We start from the raw sequence: 17824 nt of genomic DNA on the forward strand, positions 1-17824 counted from the left end.
CGCCGATGCACATCGTCCCGACGGGGCGTACTCGCGGTCGCGGCGCTGCACGTCGACGGCGGCGCGGACGGTGAGGATGGCGCCGGTCGCGTCGAACGCATGACCAGGGCGTCGCTGATCGTGAACACCGGAACGCGCACGGGCACCACCACGCCGAGCGCCACGCACCGTGCGTTGTAGGCGTTGGGGCCGTTCCGGGCGATGCGTTCCATGACGGCGTCGTCCACGCCGTCGGGCGCGACGCCGGCGCGCGCGAGTGCGCCGGTCAGCACCTGCGACCGAGCTCGTACGGGTCAGTGTCGCGGGAGGCGCCGGCGAAGCTCCCGACGGCCGTGCGGGTGCCCGCGACCGCGACCGGCACGACCTTCTTCGGACATCAGCCCGCGGCTTCCTCCGCGCGCTCGGCGACCTCGAGCGCAGCGGTGTCGGGGAAGTAGCCCTCGATGTGCCGCTCGTCGGGACCGTTGTAGGCCGACAACGGCCGGATGAGGGCGTTCGATGCCTGCTGCTCCATGATGTGCGCAGTCCACCCGGTCACGCGGGAGGCGACGAACAGCGGTGTGAAGGTGAGGGTATCGAAGCCGATGAGGTTGTACGCCGGCCCCGAGGGGTAGTCGAGGTTCGGGTAGATGCCCTTGCGGTTCACGAACTCGCTCTCGAGCGCGTCGTAGAGCGACGCCACGTCTGGGCGCCCGTAGTGCGCGACGAGGGTGTCGAGGGCGGCCTTCATCGTGGGTACGCGCGAGTCGCCGCGCTTGTACACGCGGTGGCCGAAGCCCATGATCTTGCGCTTGTGCGCGAGCGCCTCGTCGAGCCACGGCACGACGTTGTCCGCCTCCCCGATCTCGTCGAAGATGTGCAGCACGGCCTCGTTCGCGCCGCCGTGCAGCGGCCCCTTGAGAGCACCGATCGCGGCGACGATCGCCGAGTACAGGTCGCTGAGAGTGGACGTGACCACGCGCGCCGTGAAGGTGGAGGCGTTGAAGGAGTGCTCGGCGTACAGGATCATCGAGCGGTTGAACGCGTCGACGACCACCTCGTCGGGCTCCTCGCCGAAGGTCAGCCACAGGAAGTTCGCCGCATAGTCGAGGTCGTCGCGGGCGTCAACGGGCTCGAGTCCGCGGCGGCGCCGCTGGCCGTACGCCACGATCGCGGGCAGCTCGCCGAAGAGCCGGATGCTGCGCTCGAGGTTCTGCTCGTGGGTGCCTACGGCATCCATCACGTTCGAGATGCCGGCGGTCTCGCGCGCGCCGATGACGCTGACCGCCGTGCGCACCTCGTCCATCGGGTGCGCGTCGAGCGGGAGGAGGTCGATCGCAGCCTTGACATCTGTCTGGAGCGCGCGGTTCTTGCGCTCGGTCGCACGCAGGGCGGCGAGCTGCTCGTGCGAGGGCAGCTCGCCGTGCCACAGCAGGTGGGCCACGGCTTCGAACGACTGGGTGGCCGCGAGCTCCTGCACCGGGTACCCCCGATACAGCAGGCTGTTGGTCTCAGGATTGACCTTGCTGACGCCGGTGTAATCCACCACCACGCCGGCCAGTCCCTTCTTGATGTCGGTGTCGGTCATTTCTCTCTCCTTCGAGTGGTGTCCCAGCCCGCTGACTTGCCCGTTTCCCCGGGTTCTTCGTGCGCGAAACGCGGAGAAACGGGCAAGCCACGGGAGCGTCGCGGGTCAGCGGGTGATCTGGAAATTGAAGACGGTCGTGTCGAAGTGGTTGTAGTGCTCGTAATCGATGAGGTCGTACAGGTCGGCACGGTGCTGCATCTCGTCGAGCCTGCCACGGAGGTGACCCTTCGTGTCGAGGTCGTCGAGGGCACGGCCGGCCGCACCCATCGCCATCCGCAGCAGCGACACCGGCCAGATCACGATGTCGATGCCGGCGCTCTGCAGCTGCTGAGTGGAGAACAGCTCCGACTTGCCGAACTCCGTCATGTTGGCCAGCAGCGGCACGTCGAGCGCGGCCCGCATCGCCTCGAACTCTCCGAGGTCTCGCATCGCCTCGGGGAAGATCGCGTCGGCGCCGGCATCCACCAGCGCTTTCGCGCGGTCGATCGCGGCATCCATCCCCTCTACAGCGCGGATGTCGGTACGCGCCATGATCAGGAAGTTGGGGTCGCGCCGGGCGTCGACGGCGGCGCGGATGCGTTTGATCGCCGTGTCCTCGTCGACCACCGCCTTGCCGTCGAGATGACCGCACCGCTTCGGGTTGATCTGATCCTCGATGTGCGCGCCGGCGAGCCCGGCATCCTCGAGGGTCTGGATGGTGCGGGCGACGTTCATCGGCTCGCCGAACCCCGTGTCGGCGTCGATGATCGCCGGGAGGTCGGTCAGGCGCGCGATCTGCTGACCGCGACCGGCCACCTCGGTCAGGGTCGTGAGGCCGATGTCGGGGAGCCCCAGGTCGGCGGCTAGGACGGCGCCCGAGATGTAGACGCCCTCGAACCCCTTGCGCTCGATGAGCCGGGCGGAGAGCGGGTTGAAGGCGCCCGGGAAGCGCAGGAGCTCGCCCGAGCCGAGCCGCTCGCGGAACAGGCGGCGCTTCTCGGCCGCGGGAGTCGTGCTGTACAGCATCAGAAGAGTCCTCTCGGGGACGGGGCCGCCCGGAGCACGCCGGCCTTTGCGACGATGTTGAGCTCGCGCACCTCGTCGGCGTTGAGCTCGGGAAGCCGTTCGGCGAGCGCGAGGAAGCGCTCGATCTCCTCGGGCGCGAGCACGGGGTCGGCCAGCAGGCGGAACTTGCGCACGTAGTCGGCTCGCGCGAAGGGTCGCGCGCCGAGCGGGTGGGCGTCGGCGACCGCGATCTCGTCCTCGATCGTGGATCCGTCGGTCAGGGTGATAACCACGCGCCCGCCGAAGGCCTTCTCGTCGGGATCCTCCGAGTGGTAGCGGCGGGTCCACTCCGCGTCCTCGGCCGTCGTGATGCTCCGCCACAGCGCGACGGTGTCGGCGCGGCCCGCGCGCTCGGGCGCGTACGCGTCGACGTGGTGCCACGTGCCGTCTTGCAGCGCGACGGCGAAGATGTAGGGGATCGAGTGGTCGAGCGTCTCGCGAGACGCGTTCGGGTCGTACTTCTGCGGGTCGTTCGCACCCGAGCCGATCACGACGTGAGTGTGGTTGCTCGTGTGCAGCACGATCGATGCGACGTTCGCGGGATCGCGCAGCTGCGGATGCTGCGTGCCCAGCTTGCGCGCGAGGTCGATCCACGCCTGCGCCTGGTACTCCGCCGAGTGCTCCTTCGTGTACGAGTCGAGGATGCCGCGCTTGGGCTCGCCCGGCGCGGGAAGCGGCACGTCGTACGAGCCGTCCTTGCCGTCCAGCATCCACGCGATCACGCCATCCTCGCCCTCGTAGATCGGGGACGGGCTGGTCTCGCCGCGCATCGCGCGGTCGACCGCCTCGACCGCCATCTTGCCCGCGAACGCCGGCGCGTGGGCCTTCCACGTCGAGATCTCGCCCTTGCGGGACTGCCGGGTGGCGGTGGTCGTGTGCAGTGCCTGCCCGACGGCCTGGTAGATGGTCTCGATGTCGAGGCCGAGCAGGGTGCCGATGCCCGCGGCCGCCGAGGGGCCGAGGTGCGCGACGTGGTCGATCTTGTGCTTGTGCAGCGAGATGGCGCGCACGAGGTCGATCTGGATCTCGTACCCGGTGGCGATGCCCCGCACGAGCGCCGCGCCGTCGCGACCGGTGTGCTGGGCCACCGCGAGGATCGGTGGGATGTTGTCGCCGGGGTGGGAGTACTCCGCGGCGAGGAAGGTGTCGTGGTAATCGAGCTCGCGCACGGCGACGCCGTTGGCCCAGGCAGCCCACTCGGGGCTCGAGACCCTGTCGTTCGCGCAGCCGAACACCGTCGACCCGCCGCCGTTGGCCGACACCGGGTGGTCGAGGGCCTGCGCGCGCGCGGAGCTCACGGGCCGCCGGGTGAGGGAGGCGGCCGCGACTGCCGCGTTGTCGATCACGCGGTTGATGATCATGTCGGCAACGTCGGCCTGAACCTCCACGGGGTCGACGGCGACCTCGGCGATCTTCCACGCCAGCTGTTCGGAGCGGGCGAGATTCTCGTCGCTGCGGTGAACGCGGACGTGGGTGGGAACGGTCATGCTGTGCCTTTCGGTCGGCGGGACGGCGGCCGCGGCTCCGAGTCGGGCGCGACCGTGTCGGGGAGGGCGGCGAGAGTGAACTCCAGCGCGTTGTGGAGGTGGATGTGGGTCGCGTGGGCGGCAAGCTCTGCGTTCCCGTCGGCGATCGCCGCGGCGATGAGATGGTGCTCCTGCACCGAGCGAGTCAGTCGCTCGGGGTTGTCGCGGGCGAGCCGGCGCACCCGGACCAGGTGCGTGCGGAGGGTTCGCAGGGCGGCGCTCAAATAGTCGTTGGCGGCGGCGCGGTCGAGCTCGGCGTCGAAGGCGGCGATCAGCGAGTAGTAGTCGTCGCGAGCGTCCGCGTCGCCGAGGGTCACGGCGGCGAACGCGCGCGCGAGGGCGTCGAACGCGCGTGCGGCCTCGCGACGGGCGGCCGCGAGGCGCGCGGCGGTCTCCTCGAGAGACCGGCGCACGGTGAACAGCTGCCGGATGTCGTCGGCGTCCATGGCGGCGACGACGGTGACGCGCGGCGACTGCTGCACCGCGAGGCCGTCGGCCACAAGGCGTCCGATCGCCTCACGCAGGGGCGTACGGCTGACGCCGAAACGGGCGGCCTGCTCGACCTCACCGAGCACCGCGCCGGGGGGGAGGATCCCCACCTGGATCTCCTCGAGGAGGGCCGCGTACGCGTGTTCACTCGCCCGCATGCACACTCCCTCCGACGCTTTCTCCCATAGCGTATACACAAAGTGCTTCTTGAGTCCAATGCAGCGGAAGAAGGACCGCTGATCGTGTACATAAGCTCACGTTGGGGTCGCGTCTTCCCGGCTGAGCGGCGAAACTGTGTATACAGCAACTGTGCCCGGTGCTCTATGGTGGTGCCGACGGCAAGACCGTGCAGCGACGCAGAGGAGCGGCGATGGATGCTGAAGAGTTGATGTTTCGTCCGGGAATCCTGCGCGGGGAGCGGATTCTCGTGTCTGGCGGCGGCACCGGCCTCGGCCGCGAGATGGCGGAGGCGTTCCTCGTCCTCGGCGCCCAGGTATACATCTGCGGACGACGCGGCGACGTCCTCGCCGCCGCCGCCGCAGAGTTGACAGCGCGGCACGGGGGTTCGGTCACCCCGCTCGCCCGCGACATCCGCGACGCCGATGCCGTGGAGGCGATGTTCGACGCGATCTGGGCCGACGGACCGCTGACCGCACTCGTGAACAACGCTGCCGGCAACTTCCTTAGCCGCACCGAAGACCTCTCCCCCCGCGGCTTCGACGCCATCGCGAACATCGTCTTCCGCGGGGGTTTCCTCATGACCGCGGCCTGCGGACGTCGGTGGATCTCGGGCGGGGACCGCGGGGCCGTGCTCTCCGTGCTCGCGAGCTGGATCGGCGGCGGCGTTCCATACACGATCCCCTCCGCGATGTCGAAGGCGGGCATCGAGATGATGACGCGCTCGCTCGCCCTCGAGTGGGCCCCGAAGGGCATCCGGCTCAACGCTCTCGCGCCCGGGGCCTTCCCCACCGCCGGCACGCAGGCTCACCTGCGCGTCGGCGCGGAGCCGCTCGAGCCCGGCGGACCCAACGACGCGAACGCGATGCGCCGCAACGGGCGCATGTCGGAGCTGGCGAACCTGGCCGTCTTCCTTGTGGCGCCCGGCAGCGAGTACGTCAACGGCCAGACGGTCATCATCGACGGCGGCGACCACCTGCGCTACAACTCGCGCGGCGACGAACGACGGGACTGGACCGACGAGGACTGGCAGCAGACGCGGGATGCGGTGCGCCGCCACGACCGTACGGAACGGCCAGTATGACGGGCAGGGATGTCGTGCTCTCGGAGTTCGTCGACGACGGTGTGCTGCTGATCACCCTGAACCGACCGGAGCGCAAGAACGCGGTGACGGACGCGCTGCGATCGGGGTTCGCGGAGGCGATCCGCCGCGCCGACGCGGACCCGGCCGTCCGGGTGGTGGCGGTCACCGGCGCCGGTGACGCCTTCTGCGCGGGCGCCGACCGCAAGGAGCCCGCCCTCACGGTCTCGCCGGGGCTGGGCGCAGCCGCCCTCGACCTCGAGACCGCCATGCGGCGGTTCCACGCGGAGTTCGCCGGCGCGTTCTACGCCGTACGCAAGCCGACCGTCGCCCTCGTCAACGGCGCAGCAGCCGGCGGCGGGATGGGCCTGGCGCTCGCCGCTGACTTCCGCATCGCCGGCGAGAGCTCGCTGTTCGTCTCCGCCTTCGCGAACCTCGGGCTCGCCGGCGACAACGGGGTGACCTACGGCCTGCACCGCTTGGTCGGTCGGGCGCGCGCTCTGGAGATCCTCATGCTCACGCCCCGCATCGACGCCGCCGAGGCCGAGCGCCTCGGGCTGGTGCGCCAGGTGGTGCCCGACGACGCTCTGCGCGAGGAGGGGTTGGCGTTCTGCCGGCGGCTCGCGGCCGGTCCCACGGCCGCCTTCGCGCTGATGAAGACGAACCTCGCCGCCGTCGAGGTCTCCAACTACGCGACATCCCTGGATCTGGAGGCGCGAGGCATCGGCATCGCCGGCGCGCGCTGACCGCAGCGTGCTGCCCTAACCACGACCTCTCGGTCTGTGGCGAAGCGGCTGGGAGAGAGCGGAGCCCGGATCCCCGGCGTGCGACGATCGGGGCTCCGCCGGGTTCGTCAGAGCAGCGCGCCGCCCGACACCTCGATGCGCTGGGCGGTGATCCACCGGCCCGCGTCCGACACCAGTGCCGCGATGGCCTCGCCGATGTCCTCGGGCTCGCCGACGCGGCCGAGGGCGATCTGCGATCCGGCGCCTGCGCGGAACTGGTCCGACTTCATGAAGCCGCCGCCGAAGTCGGTCGCGGTGGGGCCGGGGGCGACGGCGTTCACGCGGATGCCGCGTTTGCCGAGCTCCTTCGCCTGGTACTTCGAGAGCACCTCGACCGCGCCCTTCATACTCGCGTAGGCGGAGCTGCCCTCGGCGACGAACCGCGTCAGACCGGTCGAGTAGTTGACGATGCTGCCGCCGTCCGCGAGGAGCGGGAGCAGTGTCTGGGTCAGGAAGAACGGGCCCTTGAAGTGCACGTTCACCATGGCGTCGAAGTCCGCCTCGGTCGTCTCGGCGAACGGAGCCACGTGGGCGATACCGGCGTTGTTGACGAGGACGTGGAAGCGCTCAGCACCCCAGGTGGAGCTGAGCGCCTCGCGCACCTGGGCGGCGAAGTCGGCGAAGCTCGAGACGACGGAGGTGTCCAGCGGGAGCGCGACGGCCTTGCCGCCCTTCGCCTCGATGTCGCGCACGACCTGCTCGGCCCCGTCGCGGCCGGTGCGGTAGGTGAGAATGGCGTCGACGCCGGTGTCGGCGAGCGCCAGGGCGTCGGCGCGGCCGAGGCCGCGGCTGCCGCCAGTGATGAGGGCGATCTTTCGGTCGGACATGGGATGTCTCGCTTTCTTTGCGGGGGTTGGATTGTGACGTTGAGGTGTGTGTGGGAATGGAAGGCGGGGCCGCCGAGGCCGGACGCCTACTGCTGAAGGCCGCCGGCGACGAGCAGCGAAGTGCCGCTGACCCAGTCGGCCAGGTCGCTGACGAAGTACTCGGCTGCGTCCGCGACATCCTTTGGGGTGCCCAGCCGGCCGCCGAGGGGGCGGATGGAGTTCATCTGGTGAATCGCATCGCCCGGGGTCGCTCCGGTGAAGATCCCGGCACCCGCGACCGAACTGGGGATGATGGAGTTGACGGTGATGTTGCGGGCGCCGATTTCCTGTGCAAGCACACCGACGGTCTGCAGACCCGCGACCTTGCTCGAGCCGTACAGGCCGGCTGTCGGGTGGCAGCCGATGGCGGTCGTCGACGCGATGTAGAGGAGGCGTCCGCCATCCTCGACGACCTTCGCGCCCTTGGCGAGGGTGAAGAAGGTGCCCTTGGAGTTGATGGCGAACGAGCGGTCGAACTGCTCCTCGGTGACATCGACGATCGGCATCCCGACCACCTCGACGCCCGCGTTCGCGACGACGATGTCGACGCGTCCGAAGGTGTCGATCGCCGTCTGGAAGAGCCGGTCGAGATCCGCGGTCGACGACACGTCGCCCTGGACGGCGATGGCGCGCGCGCCCCCGGCTTCGATCTCGGCGACGGTGCGCGCGGCGTTCTCCGCGTCGCCCGAATAGTTGACGACGACGTTCGCGCCCAGCCCGGCGAAGCGCTGTGCGATGGCCTTGCCGATGCCGCGAGCGGAGCCCGTGACGACGGCAACCTTTCCAGTGAGATCGGTCATTCCCTCGCCCTTTCCTGTAGTGGTATGACTACAGGGTCGGACGATACGCGCTATGTATACAGGGACTCTTGATCACTGTATCCCGCATCCCCCTCACAGCCCGCCGAGATCACGTCATCTCGGCGGGTCGAGAGTGCGGGGCCGGCGGCGGGAACGGCGGGCGTCGGGGTCAGCCGCGCCGGCGGAGGTACTCCTGGACCTTCTCGTCGTCGATCTTGGTCAGCGGGGATACGGCCATGAGCATTTGTAGGCCGCGCTCGACATCCGGCTCGGGCTCGCTGACCCAGACCTCGATGGCGGCCATCCCCCCGCCGGAGATGTAGGCCGAGACGAACTCGATCGCGAGATCGTCAGCGGGCATCCCCTCAGGCATGAGCTCAGGGAAGGCACGCAGGTCCTCCTCGTTGATCATCCGGAAGGACGGGGCGAGGGTCTGCCGCAGCGCCCCCATGAGCTCGTTGCGCAGCGGCCCGCCGTACACGGCTGCCCACTTCGCGATGTGGGTCAGCGCGAGACGAGGGCGCATCGCCCGCGCGATTTGCGGGGGGTACTGTTCCCCGGTCTCGTCGTACATCGTCAGGAGCTCGTCGCTGAGCGCCTCGGCGAGCAGTTGCATGGGGCTGGAGGCATACCGGTAATACTCATCGCGCGTGATTCCGGCCGTCGCCGAGATCCGGGCCACGGTGAGCTCCGAACCGGGGTCGTGCGACGCGAGCTCGAGCACCGCCGCGCGGAGCTTCTCCACCACCTCATGGTTGTCCATGACCGAAGTTTAGAGCTTACCCGGCGCGGCGGCAGCGGGCGTGCCGCGCCACGGGAAGAGCGGCGCCCGCCGCTCGAGGAACGCCCGCCGTCCCTCTTCGAGCTCACCGCTGAGGAGGGATGCGGCGGCCCAGCGGTCGTGCGCGGCGCGCTGCGCCTCGGGATCGTCATGGAGCATGACCATCTCCTTGGCGGCGCGGACGGACAGCTGCGAGCGGCTGAGGAGCGTGCGAACCACGCCGGCGGCGATCTCGTCGATCGCGGAGTCCTCCGCGAGTGTCGTCACCATCCCCCACCGATACGCCCGCTCGGCGGGGACGAGCTCGGCGGTGAGAAGCAGCTGTCGCGCTACGCCCGGACCCACGAGGCCCACGAGTCTGCGCACTCCCGACACGGGATAGACGACGCCCAGACGCGCGGGCGTAACGCCGAAGACGGCGCTGCGCGTCGCCACGCGCAGATCGCACGCGCCGGCGAGTTCCCATCCCCCGCCGATGCAGTGGCCCTCGATGATCGCGACCGTCGGCTTGGGGAAGCAAGCCAGCCTTCTCGTCGCCCGCGAGATGAGGTCCTCCCGGGAGTCGTCGAAGAGGATGGCCGGCACGTCGTCGATGTCGGCGCCCGCCGAGAACGTCCCCCCGGTGCCGCGCAACACGACCGCGAGTACCTCGTCCTCCTGCTCCCAGTCCTCGAGGATCGCGGGAAGCCGACGCCACATGGTCGCCGTGAGTGCGTTGTTGCGCGCGACGTGATGGATCTCGATGAGTCCGACGCCGGCCGACACGGTGGTCCCCAGCTGGCTCATGGCGCTCCCTCCGGATAGGGCGGCGCAGACCCGCCCGTCGTGCTGCGCGGAATTGCCAGAGACAGGATGCATCCCGTCCCGCACGCGACTGCGGCGACGGCGAACAGGAGGTCGAACGGGGAGACGGCCGACCACGCGGGCGGAAGGGCAAGGGCCATCGCGCCGGCCGCGGTCGCGGAGCTCACCGCCGTCCCCACCGAACGCACGAGGGCGTTGACGCTCGTGGCCGAAGCGGTCTGCTCGCGTGGCACGTTGCGGAAGAGCAACCACGGGGCGGCCGCCAAGACGAACGCGGTGCCGACCGCGATGACCGTGGAGAAGAGCACGGCGTGCCAGAGCTGGGCGTTCCAGATGATCCGCAGAGCGAACGCGGCCGCCATGACGCCGCCGCCGAGCGCCAGCACCCACCGACCACCCGCCCATCCGATGAGCCAGGCGGAGACGGGCGCCATGGCGAAGAAAGCGACGGCGGATGGAACGAGGAACAGACCTGCGCCGGCCTCGTCCAGGCCGAACCCGCCGCTCTCCGTGCCCGGCGCCTGCACCTGCATCGCGCTGCCGAGGACGTTGGTGAAGATGCCGAAGCTGAAAGTCGCGGTTGCGATATTAGTGAGGGCCACCGGACGGTGAAGAGCGAGACGGAGGTCGACGAGCGGGTCGACGGCACGGACCTCCCACAGCACCCAGGCGACGAACGCGACGGCGAACACGAGGAAGCACGTGAGAGCGCCCCCCGGCACGCCCGAGGGGACGGAGCCGGTCAGGCCCAGCAGGAGGGCGAGGATCGCGGCGCTGAGCAGTCCAGCTCCGAGGACGTCGAATCCGCCCTCCCTGCCCGCTGGCACCCGGCGGACGACGAGCCCCACGGCGACGAGCACCACGAGCGCGAGCACCGTCGTCAGCGCGAAGATCACCCGCCACGAGACGCTCGTGGCGAGGATCCCGCCGAGAGGGAAGCCGACGCCGCTGCCGACGCCGAAGCTGGCGCTCATCAGAGCGACGCCCATCGGGATGCGCTCCGGGGGGAGCTCGTCGCGCAGCGTGGAGATTCCGATGGGGACGACCGCCATCCCGACCCCGATGAGCGCTCGGCCAGCGACGATCATCCCGAGGCTCGGCGCCAGGGCTCCGACCGTGGACCCGGCGGCGATCGCGGCGATGCACACGAGCAGCAGGGGCCGCTTGCCGTAGATGTCGGCGAGGCGGCCGAGCAGAGGAGTGGCCACCGCGGCCGTCAGGAGGGTCGCGGTCACGAGCCACGAGGTCTCGGCCGGGGTGGCGTCAAAGGGCTCCTCGAATGCGGGCAGAACGGGCATGATCATCGTCTGCTGCAACGAGGTCATGACGCCGGCGAGCGCCAGAACTCCCGTCACGAGGCGAGGGTCGCGCGGTCGGGATGGGGAAGGGGAGTCCATACGGTGTACGCCGACGCGGGTCGGCTCAGTTCAGCGGGCTCTTCTGCGCCTGCTCGGCGCCGCCGGCGGTGACGACCTCACCGCTCGCCTCGACCTGGTCCTCCTCCTCCGCTCTTTCGCTGAGCAGCTCGGCGGCGGCGAACTCGTCCTTGGCGGCGACGCTGTCGAAGCCCTTCACCGCCGGATACGGGTACCGGCCGAGCAGCGCGATCGTGATCGCGCACACGATGAGCACCACCCCGAGCCCCGGCAGCACCGAATCGTAGCTTCCGGTGGTGTCGTAGGCGATGCCGAGCAGGAGCGGCCCGAACGCGGTGCCGATGAGGAATACCGACTGCACGATGCCGAAGATCTGCCCGAAGTGACGGGTGCCGAGGTAGCGGGTGATGAAGAATGCGACCAGATCGCCCTCGATGCCATACGCCAGACCGATGAGACCGACCGCGATCCCCGCCGACCAGAAGGGCGGGTGCAGGAAGAACATGCCCAGGACGGGAGCGGCGATGACGATCGGGCCGATGACGGTGCCGTGGATGCGGTCGATCAGGAATCCGCCGACGACCCGGCCGGCGAGTCCCGAGAGGCTGAAGATCGTGATGAGGAGCACCGCCTGCGCCGGATCCATTCCCCGGTCGGTCATCATCGGCACGAGGTGCACCTGCAGGCCGACGACCGCGACACCCACCGCCCCGAGGGCAAGCGTCAGCATCCAGAAGTAGCGGCCCCTCAGCGCCTCGCGGAAGGTGAGGCCAGGCTGCTCGAGGCTCACTTCCTTGCCGTCGTCCAGCGTCTCGGTGACGAGGCGACCGCGCACGTGACGTTCGGCGCGCGCGCGCACGAAGGCGAAGATCATCGACAGCGACACCACCAGAGCGATGAGCGCCAGCAGCGCGTACGCCGCGCGCCATCCGTAGTTGCCGATGAAGGCGCCTGCGAGGACGGGAGTGATCGATCCGCCCAGCGCCGCGATGCCCGCCGAGATGCCAATGGCGAGAGCGCGCTTGTTGTCGAACCAACTGATGAGCGCCTTCGTGAACGGGATGAAAGTTCCGGCGCCGAAGAAGCCCAGCAGGAAGAAGGGCACGAGGAAGGCGATGGGGTTGGCCGGCATCAACGCGATGAGGGCGGTCGACATGCAGAACAGAGTGAAGCAGGGAACCAGGATGTAGCGCACCGCGTAGCGGTCCAGCAGCCGGCCGACGATGACAAGGCCGATGGCCATGCCGACAGCGGCGACGGAGTACGCACCGGTCACCGTCGTGCGGCCGAAGCCGGTGTCTTGCGTGATCGGGATGACGAAGACGCCGAGGGTGACCAGAACGAGCGGGCCGGGACCGAACATCTGCGCGATTCCCGATCCGAAGAGGACCACCCAGGGGTTGCGCTGCTTGCGTGCCCCCTGCTGAACGGTCGTTGACATAGGAGCGACTCCTCGTTGAGCGATGCCGGACGGGTGTCGCAGCGCCGGGGGAACCGGGGCGTCGATCTCCGGCACTGCCGATCGGCGCATCGCTGCGTATGGCCGACGACCACCGGCTGGGAACTCCCGTCCGCCATTCCGACCAACGCTGTCGTCGTTTGCGCCTGTGTATACAAGCAACTGATGACAAGACTCCCACCCCCGGCAATTTGCCGCAAGTACCTCTTGCCAGATTGCTCCCTGTATACCCGTAAAGGAGACTTCTTACTCGATCCCGCCGCGCACGTGATCGATGTGCATCGCCGTCTGCTGGAGCGCGGAGAACAGGAAGAAGCCGCGGAGGTTCGCGAAGCCGGCCGTCCAGGTCAAGTGCACGGCAACGTCCCACGTGCTCGACGCCCCGTTCTCGAGAGCGCGTCGCACCTCTTGCGTGCGCCGGCGATGATGACGACGCGTCTCGTCCACGCGCTGCGAGAGTCCGCTGAAGCAATACCCGTGGCCGGGCAGCACCTCGCGGTCGCCGAGGGCATCGAGCGCGTCGAGCGACCGGTGGTAGTCGCGCAGAGCCCCATGATCGGCGTCGCCCCCGAGCCCGATTCCCGGGAACGTCGTGGGCAGGATGAGATCGCCGACCACGACGCGTCCCTCATCCGGCAGGTCGAGGCAGATGTGCCCCGGCGTATGACCCGGAGTGGCCATCACACGCAGCGTCCGGCCGGGGATGTCGAGAAGGTCGCCGTCCCGCAAGAGCACGTCGACGACGGGGCGCTCGGGGCGCGGAGCCCGAGCCGCGATGTAGGTGAAGTCGTCCAGCACGCCGTCCGGCGCACCCCATGACCGGATCGTGTCGACCAGGTCGTCCGACTCGCGGGTTGCGGCGGCATCCATCGCCTTCACCTCGCGCTCCGCCAACTGCACCACGGCTCCGGACTCGCGGGCGAGCGCGGCGACGCCGCCGAGATGATCAGGGTGCATGTGCGTCGCCGTCACGGAGGCGATCCGCTCGATGGGGATTCCCCACGACGCGAGCGCATACCGCCACTGCTCCGACGACGTGGCCGACACGCCGGGATCGACGACGTGCACCGATCCGTCGTCCCCCGCGATGAGGTAGCAGGGGGTTGCGACGGGGGAGCGGGTTCCCGTGGCGAGCGGGAGACACCACAGCCCTTCGGCGAGGGGCGTCGGCTCCCCCACCGACCCCTCTTCGGCGGCTCGTCGCTGCGCGGGAACGGAGGCGACGAGGGAGCTGCTCACACCTCGAATGTATACCGGCACGGAGGACGGGCCGCCGAAGCGGCATGTATGCCCGCCCGTGCATGTATCTCAGAAACTGCACCTCAGAGCGGCAGCGAGTCGAGCACGTTCGAGAGGCTGTTGCGCAGGTGCACGGCGGTCGCCTGCGCGGCGAACGTTTCGTCGCCGTCGAGGATGGCCTGGACGATCTGCATGTGCTCCGATGTCGCGCGCTCGAGCCGGCCGGTGTTGGAGTGCGCGTGGAACCGCACCCGGGCGACTTGGCCACGGATGTCCTCCAGCGCCGTCTGGAGGTAGCGGCTGTCGGCTGCCTCATCGATGGCCGCATCCAGTTCGTTCGCGAGGAAGTACGGCCGCCGCGGATCCACCGGTTGCCCGGGCTCCGGTCCCCGGCGGAACTCCTCCAGGAGGGCGGCGAAGCGCGCGGCATCGCGTCGACGCGCCGCCAGACGCGCCGCCTGGGTCTCGAGCGCCTCGCGCAGTTCGAACAGCTCGACCACACGTTTGCGCGAGAGCGGAGCGACGATCGCCGTCCGGCCGGACGCCGACACGAGCCCTTCGGCGGCGAGCCGCGTGAGTGCCTCGCGGATCGGGGTGCGAGACACCCCGACCCGCTCGGCCGTCTCGATCTCGCCGAGGAGCGTGCCCGGCTTCAGTACCCAGTCGATGATCTCCTGACGGAGTTGCTCGTAAGCCACGTCACTCGCTCTCACGAGGGACATCCTAGATCGGGCGAGGTTCCCGCTGGGGCCGTGGGGTGCGACGCGCATCATGGGACCGCTGATGGCTCTGCGTCTATATCCTCGTCGGCCGGCCGACTCAGGGCGTCCCGTGAACGCCTGCTCCGCCCGCCTCGCCTGCGGCCACGGCCCCACCGTGCCGCTCGGCCCGCGCGCGCTCGCGCTGGATGTCCTCCTGCACCGCCTCTTCGCTCAGCACCTCGGCCGCGGCGAGCTCGTCCAGCACCGCGAGCTTGTCAAAGCCCGTGATCGCCGGGTAGGTGTACCGGCCCAACAGCAGGATGAGGATCGCCGCGATGACGAGTGTCGCGATGAGCACCGGAATGAACCCGCCGTACGAGCCGGTGAGGTCGTAGGCGATCCCGAGCATGAGCGGGCCGAAAGCGGCCATCAGCGTGTTGAATATCCCGAAGACGCTGAGGAATCTGCCGAGGGAGCGCATACCGAGGTAGCGCGAGGTGAAGAAGTAGGATAGATCGCCTTCGACGCCCACCGCGAACCCGAAGAGGAACACGGCAACGGCCGCAAGCCAGTACGGCTCATCCAGGATGAGGATGCCGAACGCGGAGATCAGCAGCACTCCAGCGCCGACGAAGGTCCCGTGGATGCGATCGAGCAGCACTCCGCCGAGGATCCGACCGATGATCCCTCCAAACCCGAGCACGGAGAGGAGGCTGGCCGCCTCGAGTCCGCCCATTCCGCGGTCCATCATCATGGGGACCAGGTGGATCTGGATACCGACGATGGCCAGGGCACTGACGTTCAAGCCGAACAGGATAAGCCAGAAATGCCGGCCGCGCAGCGCCTGGCGGAGGGTAAGACCGGGCAGTTCGAGGTTGACCTGCTCGCCGTCCTCCACCACCTCGGTGAGGATCCGCCCGCGCTTGTGCCGCTCTCCCCGTACGCGCACGAGCACGAGGAGCGCGAACATCGAGACCAGAAGACCGCAGAGGGCCAGCAGCAGGTACCCCAACCGCCATCCGACCGAGCTGATGAAGCTGCTCGCGACCAGCGGCCAGACCGTGGCGCCGATGCCGCCGATCGCGGCGGTCAGCCCCACCGCCAGTCCGCGCTTGTTGTCGAACCAGCTGAAGGTCGCCCGTGCCAACGGGATGGTGGTGCCCGCGCCGAAGAACCCGAGCCACACCCATGCACCGAGCCACAGCGGGATACTCGGCGGCGCGAACCCGAGCATCGCGACACCGGCGAGGAAGAGCACGAACGACGGGATGACGAGCCATCGCACGGCGACTCTGTCGGCGATCCGTGCGACCACGATGAAGCCGATCATCATCGCGATGGCGGCGAAGGTGAAGCCGCCCGTCACAGTCGTACGTCCCCACCCGGTATCCGCCGTGATGGCGACGACGAAGATGCCGAGGGTCGACATCCCGAGAGCGGCGGGCGCGACACCGATCGTCATCCCCACGCCGACGACAGTCGCCCAGGGGCGGATGCGCCTCGCGCCGGGCGGCGACGCTTCGGCGACCGAAGGACTGATCTGCTTGGTGCTCATGTGCAACTCCTCCTTGAGTACATGTGCCGTCGATCGACGCCGATCGACGATTCCTGCACGACTGCGTCCGTGGGACGGACCAGTCGCCGTCTGAGCGACCCTCCCGGGTGAGCGCCCAGACGCTACCGGCCGACGCGGGGCGGTCCCACGATGACCTGCAGTTCTGTGAAGCTGTAGAGGCCCCACGGCCCGTTCTCCACGCCGACCCCGCTCCACTTGTGCCCCCCGAAGGGCAGATGTGGCAGCATCCCCCGCGCGTGGGCGTTGATGCCCACCTGGCCGGAGTCCATGCGTTCGGCGATACGGGCGGCGTGATCGAGATCAGCCGACCAGACGGAGGCCGTGAGCCCGTACACGCTGTCGTTCGCGCGGCGGATCGCATCGTCCTCGTCGCGGTAGCTGAGCACGGGCAGCACAGGGCCGAACTGCTCCTCGGCGACGACGCGGAAGGTGTCGTCGACGCCGTCGAGGACGGTCGGCGCGTAGAAGTAGCCGTCGCCGCCCAGAGTCTGCCCGCCCGCGACCACACGAGCGCCGCGGCCGGTTGCCTCGTCGACGAGCGCCGCCACATGATCGAGCTGCGGACGGTTGTTCACCGGGCCCAGGCGCACGCCCTCGTCGAAGCCGTCGCCGACCTTCACCGATCGGGCCAACTCGCCGAGGGCTTCGACGAGGCGGGGCCGGACGGACTCGTGCGCATAGACCCGCTTGACAGCGACGCAGATCTGGCCATTGTTGCCGAACGCGTTCCAGAACAGCCGCGGCGCGATCTCGTCGACGTCCACGTCCGGCAGGACGATGGCGGGGTCGTTCCCGCCCAACTCCAGCGTCACCCGCTTCAGGGCGGGCGCCGCCCCGAGCGCCACCTTCTTGCCGACGGTGGTGGAGCCGGTGAAGCTCACCTTGCGCGGCACGGGGTGCGACACCATGCCGGCGCCGAGGGCGTCGAGGCCGGTGACGATGTTCAGGACCCCGTCGGGCAGGATGCCACGCAGAAGCTCCCCGAGAGCCAGGGTCGCGAGTGGGGTGTATGGCGAGGGCTTGACTACGAGAGTGTTGCCCGCGCGCAGCGCGGGGGCGATCTTCCACATGGCGAGCGTGATGGGGAAGTTCCACGGCGTGATGGCGCTCACGACACCGAGCGGACGGTGGAACACCTCCTCGTACGCTTCCGCGTCGTCGCGGATCACCTGGCGCGGCACCTCGAGGTCGGCGTAGTAACGCAGCCACCGGGCTGACCCGAGGAACTCACGCGTGGAGTCGGCGACCGGCTTCCCCTGCTCCATCGTCAGCACTGGGGCGAGCGCAGCCGCGTGGTCCTCAATGACCGCTGCCGCTCGACGCATCCTCTCCCGCCGGAAGTCGTCGTCGGTCCGCCACTTCAGGAATGCGGTGTGCGCGCCGGTGAAAACTTCGTCGAGTTGATCGGGGTGGATGTCGGGCGCCTGGGCGAAGACCTGGCCCGTCGACGGGTTCACGACGTCGAAGGTGCGCATGGCGCGCAGGTCGGCGCCGTCCGAGGTAGCCGACCACTCGCGGGTCGACGCCTGCTGAAGGGTCACGTGATGCTCCTC

At 69.3% G+C, this 17824-nt stretch carries 16 protein-coding genes; 2 read left to right on the top strand and 14 right to left on the bottom strand.

The features are described 5' to 3' along the window. Positions 1-376: 376 nt before the first annotated feature. The 4 genes from MRBLWS13_RS09775 to MRBLWS13_RS09790 all read right to left on the bottom strand — a co-directional run bounded on the left by MRBLWS13_RS09775 (position 377) and on the right by MRBLWS13_RS09790 (position 4784). Positions 377-1567, bottom strand: a complete 1191-nt coding sequence (locus MRBLWS13_RS09775) for a bifunctional 2-methylcitrate synthase/citrate synthase (protein ID WP_349428854.1) — start codon at positions 1565-1567, stop codon at positions 377-379. A 105-nt stretch (positions 1568-1672) separates the two neighbouring features. Continuing rightward, on the bottom strand, positions 1673-2572 hold the full coding sequence (gene prpB, locus MRBLWS13_RS09780) for a methylisocitrate lyase (RefSeq protein WP_349428855.1): 900 nt from the start codon (positions 2570-2572) through the stop codon (positions 1673-1675). Continuing rightward, on the bottom strand, positions 2572-4098 hold the full coding sequence (locus MRBLWS13_RS09785) for an MmgE/PrpD family protein (protein ID WP_349428856.1): 1527 nt from the start codon (positions 4096-4098) through the stop codon (positions 2572-2574). The genes prpB and MRBLWS13_RS09785 overlap by 1 nt, the downstream gene beginning before the upstream one ends. Continuing rightward, complete coding sequence (locus tag MRBLWS13_RS09790; RefSeq protein ID WP_349428857.1) at positions 4095-4784, bottom strand: GntR family transcriptional regulator; 690 nt, start codon at positions 4782-4784, stop codon at positions 4095-4097. Before MRBLWS13_RS09790 ends, MRBLWS13_RS09785 begins: the two co-directional genes overlap by 4 nt. Before the next feature lie 212 nt (positions 4785-4996). Between MRBLWS13_RS09790 and MRBLWS13_RS09795 the strand changes: the two genes are divergently transcribed. Both MRBLWS13_RS09795 and MRBLWS13_RS09800 read left to right on the top strand, forming a co-directional pair. Beyond that, positions 4997-5887 carry an SDR family oxidoreductase gene (locus MRBLWS13_RS09795; RefSeq protein ID WP_349428858.1) on the top strand — a complete coding sequence of 297 codons (891 nt, stop codon included), beginning with the start codon at positions 4997-4999 and terminating at the stop codon, positions 5885-5887. After that, positions 5884-6630, top strand: coding sequence for an enoyl-CoA hydratase-related protein (locus MRBLWS13_RS09800; protein WP_349428859.1), 747 nt, complete (start codon positions 5884-5886; stop codon positions 6628-6630). Before MRBLWS13_RS09795 ends, MRBLWS13_RS09800 begins: the two co-directional genes overlap by 4 nt. Before the next feature lie 107 nt (positions 6631-6737). On the opposite strand, the gene MRBLWS13_RS09805 is transcribed toward MRBLWS13_RS09800, so the two are convergent. The 10 genes from MRBLWS13_RS09805 to MRBLWS13_RS09850 all read right to left on the bottom strand — a co-directional run bounded on the left by MRBLWS13_RS09805 (position 6738) and on the right by MRBLWS13_RS09850 (position 17812). After that, positions 6738-7496, bottom strand: a complete 759-nt coding sequence (locus MRBLWS13_RS09805) for an SDR family oxidoreductase (RefSeq protein WP_349428860.1) — start codon at positions 7494-7496, stop codon at positions 6738-6740. A gap of 86 nt (positions 7497-7582) precedes the next feature. After that, a complete protein-coding gene (locus MRBLWS13_RS09810; RefSeq protein WP_349428861.1) occupies positions 7583-8335 on the bottom strand; it encodes an SDR family oxidoreductase in 753 nt (250 codons plus the stop codon). A gap of 169 nt (positions 8336-8504) precedes the next feature. Then, positions 8505-9098 carry a hypothetical protein gene (locus MRBLWS13_RS09815; RefSeq protein ID WP_349428862.1) on the bottom strand — a complete coding sequence of 198 codons (594 nt, stop codon included), beginning with the start codon at positions 9096-9098 and terminating at the stop codon, positions 8505-8507. A 9-nt stretch (positions 9099-9107) separates the two neighbouring features. Then, positions 9108-9902: an enoyl-CoA hydratase/isomerase family protein gene (locus MRBLWS13_RS09820; protein WP_349428863.1), complete on the bottom strand. Its 795-nt coding sequence runs from the start codon at positions 9900-9902 to the stop codon at positions 9108-9110. After that, positions 9899-11275 (bottom strand): MFS transporter, encoded by a 1377-nt coding sequence (locus MRBLWS13_RS09825; protein ID WP_349428864.1) that lies wholly within the window; start codon positions 11273-11275, stop codon positions 9899-9901. The genes MRBLWS13_RS09820 and MRBLWS13_RS09825 overlap by 4 nt, the downstream gene beginning before the upstream one ends. A 67-nt stretch (positions 11276-11342) precedes the next feature. Beyond that, positions 11343-12737 carry an MFS transporter gene (locus tag MRBLWS13_RS09830; RefSeq protein ID WP_349428865.1) on the bottom strand — a complete coding sequence of 465 codons (1395 nt, stop codon included), beginning with the start codon at positions 12735-12737 and terminating at the stop codon, positions 11343-11345. 264 nt (positions 12738-13001) lie between these two features. Next, positions 13002-13994, bottom strand: coding sequence for an MBL fold metallo-hydrolase (locus MRBLWS13_RS09835; protein ID WP_349428866.1), 993 nt, complete (start codon positions 13992-13994; stop codon positions 13002-13004). Between the two features lie 83 nt (positions 13995-14077). Then, positions 14078-14716, bottom strand: a complete 639-nt coding sequence (locus tag MRBLWS13_RS09840; protein WP_349429032.1) for a GntR family transcriptional regulator — start codon at positions 14714-14716, stop codon at positions 14078-14080. A 97-nt stretch (positions 14717-14813) separates the two neighbouring features. Then, a complete protein-coding gene (locus MRBLWS13_RS09845; RefSeq protein WP_349428867.1) occupies positions 14814-16250 on the bottom strand; it encodes an MFS transporter in 1437 nt (478 codons plus the stop codon). Positions 16251-16372: 122 nt separating this feature from the next. Then, positions 16373-17812 carry an aldehyde dehydrogenase family protein gene (locus MRBLWS13_RS09850; RefSeq protein ID WP_349428868.1) on the bottom strand — a complete coding sequence of 480 codons (1440 nt, stop codon included), beginning with the start codon at positions 17810-17812 and terminating at the stop codon, positions 16373-16375. Between the last annotated feature and the right edge of the window lie 12 nt (positions 17813-17824).

Source organism: Microbacterium sp. LWS13-1.2, assembly GCF_040144835.1.
Classification (GTDB): Bacteria; Actinomycetota; Actinomycetes; order Actinomycetales; family Microbacteriaceae; genus Microbacterium.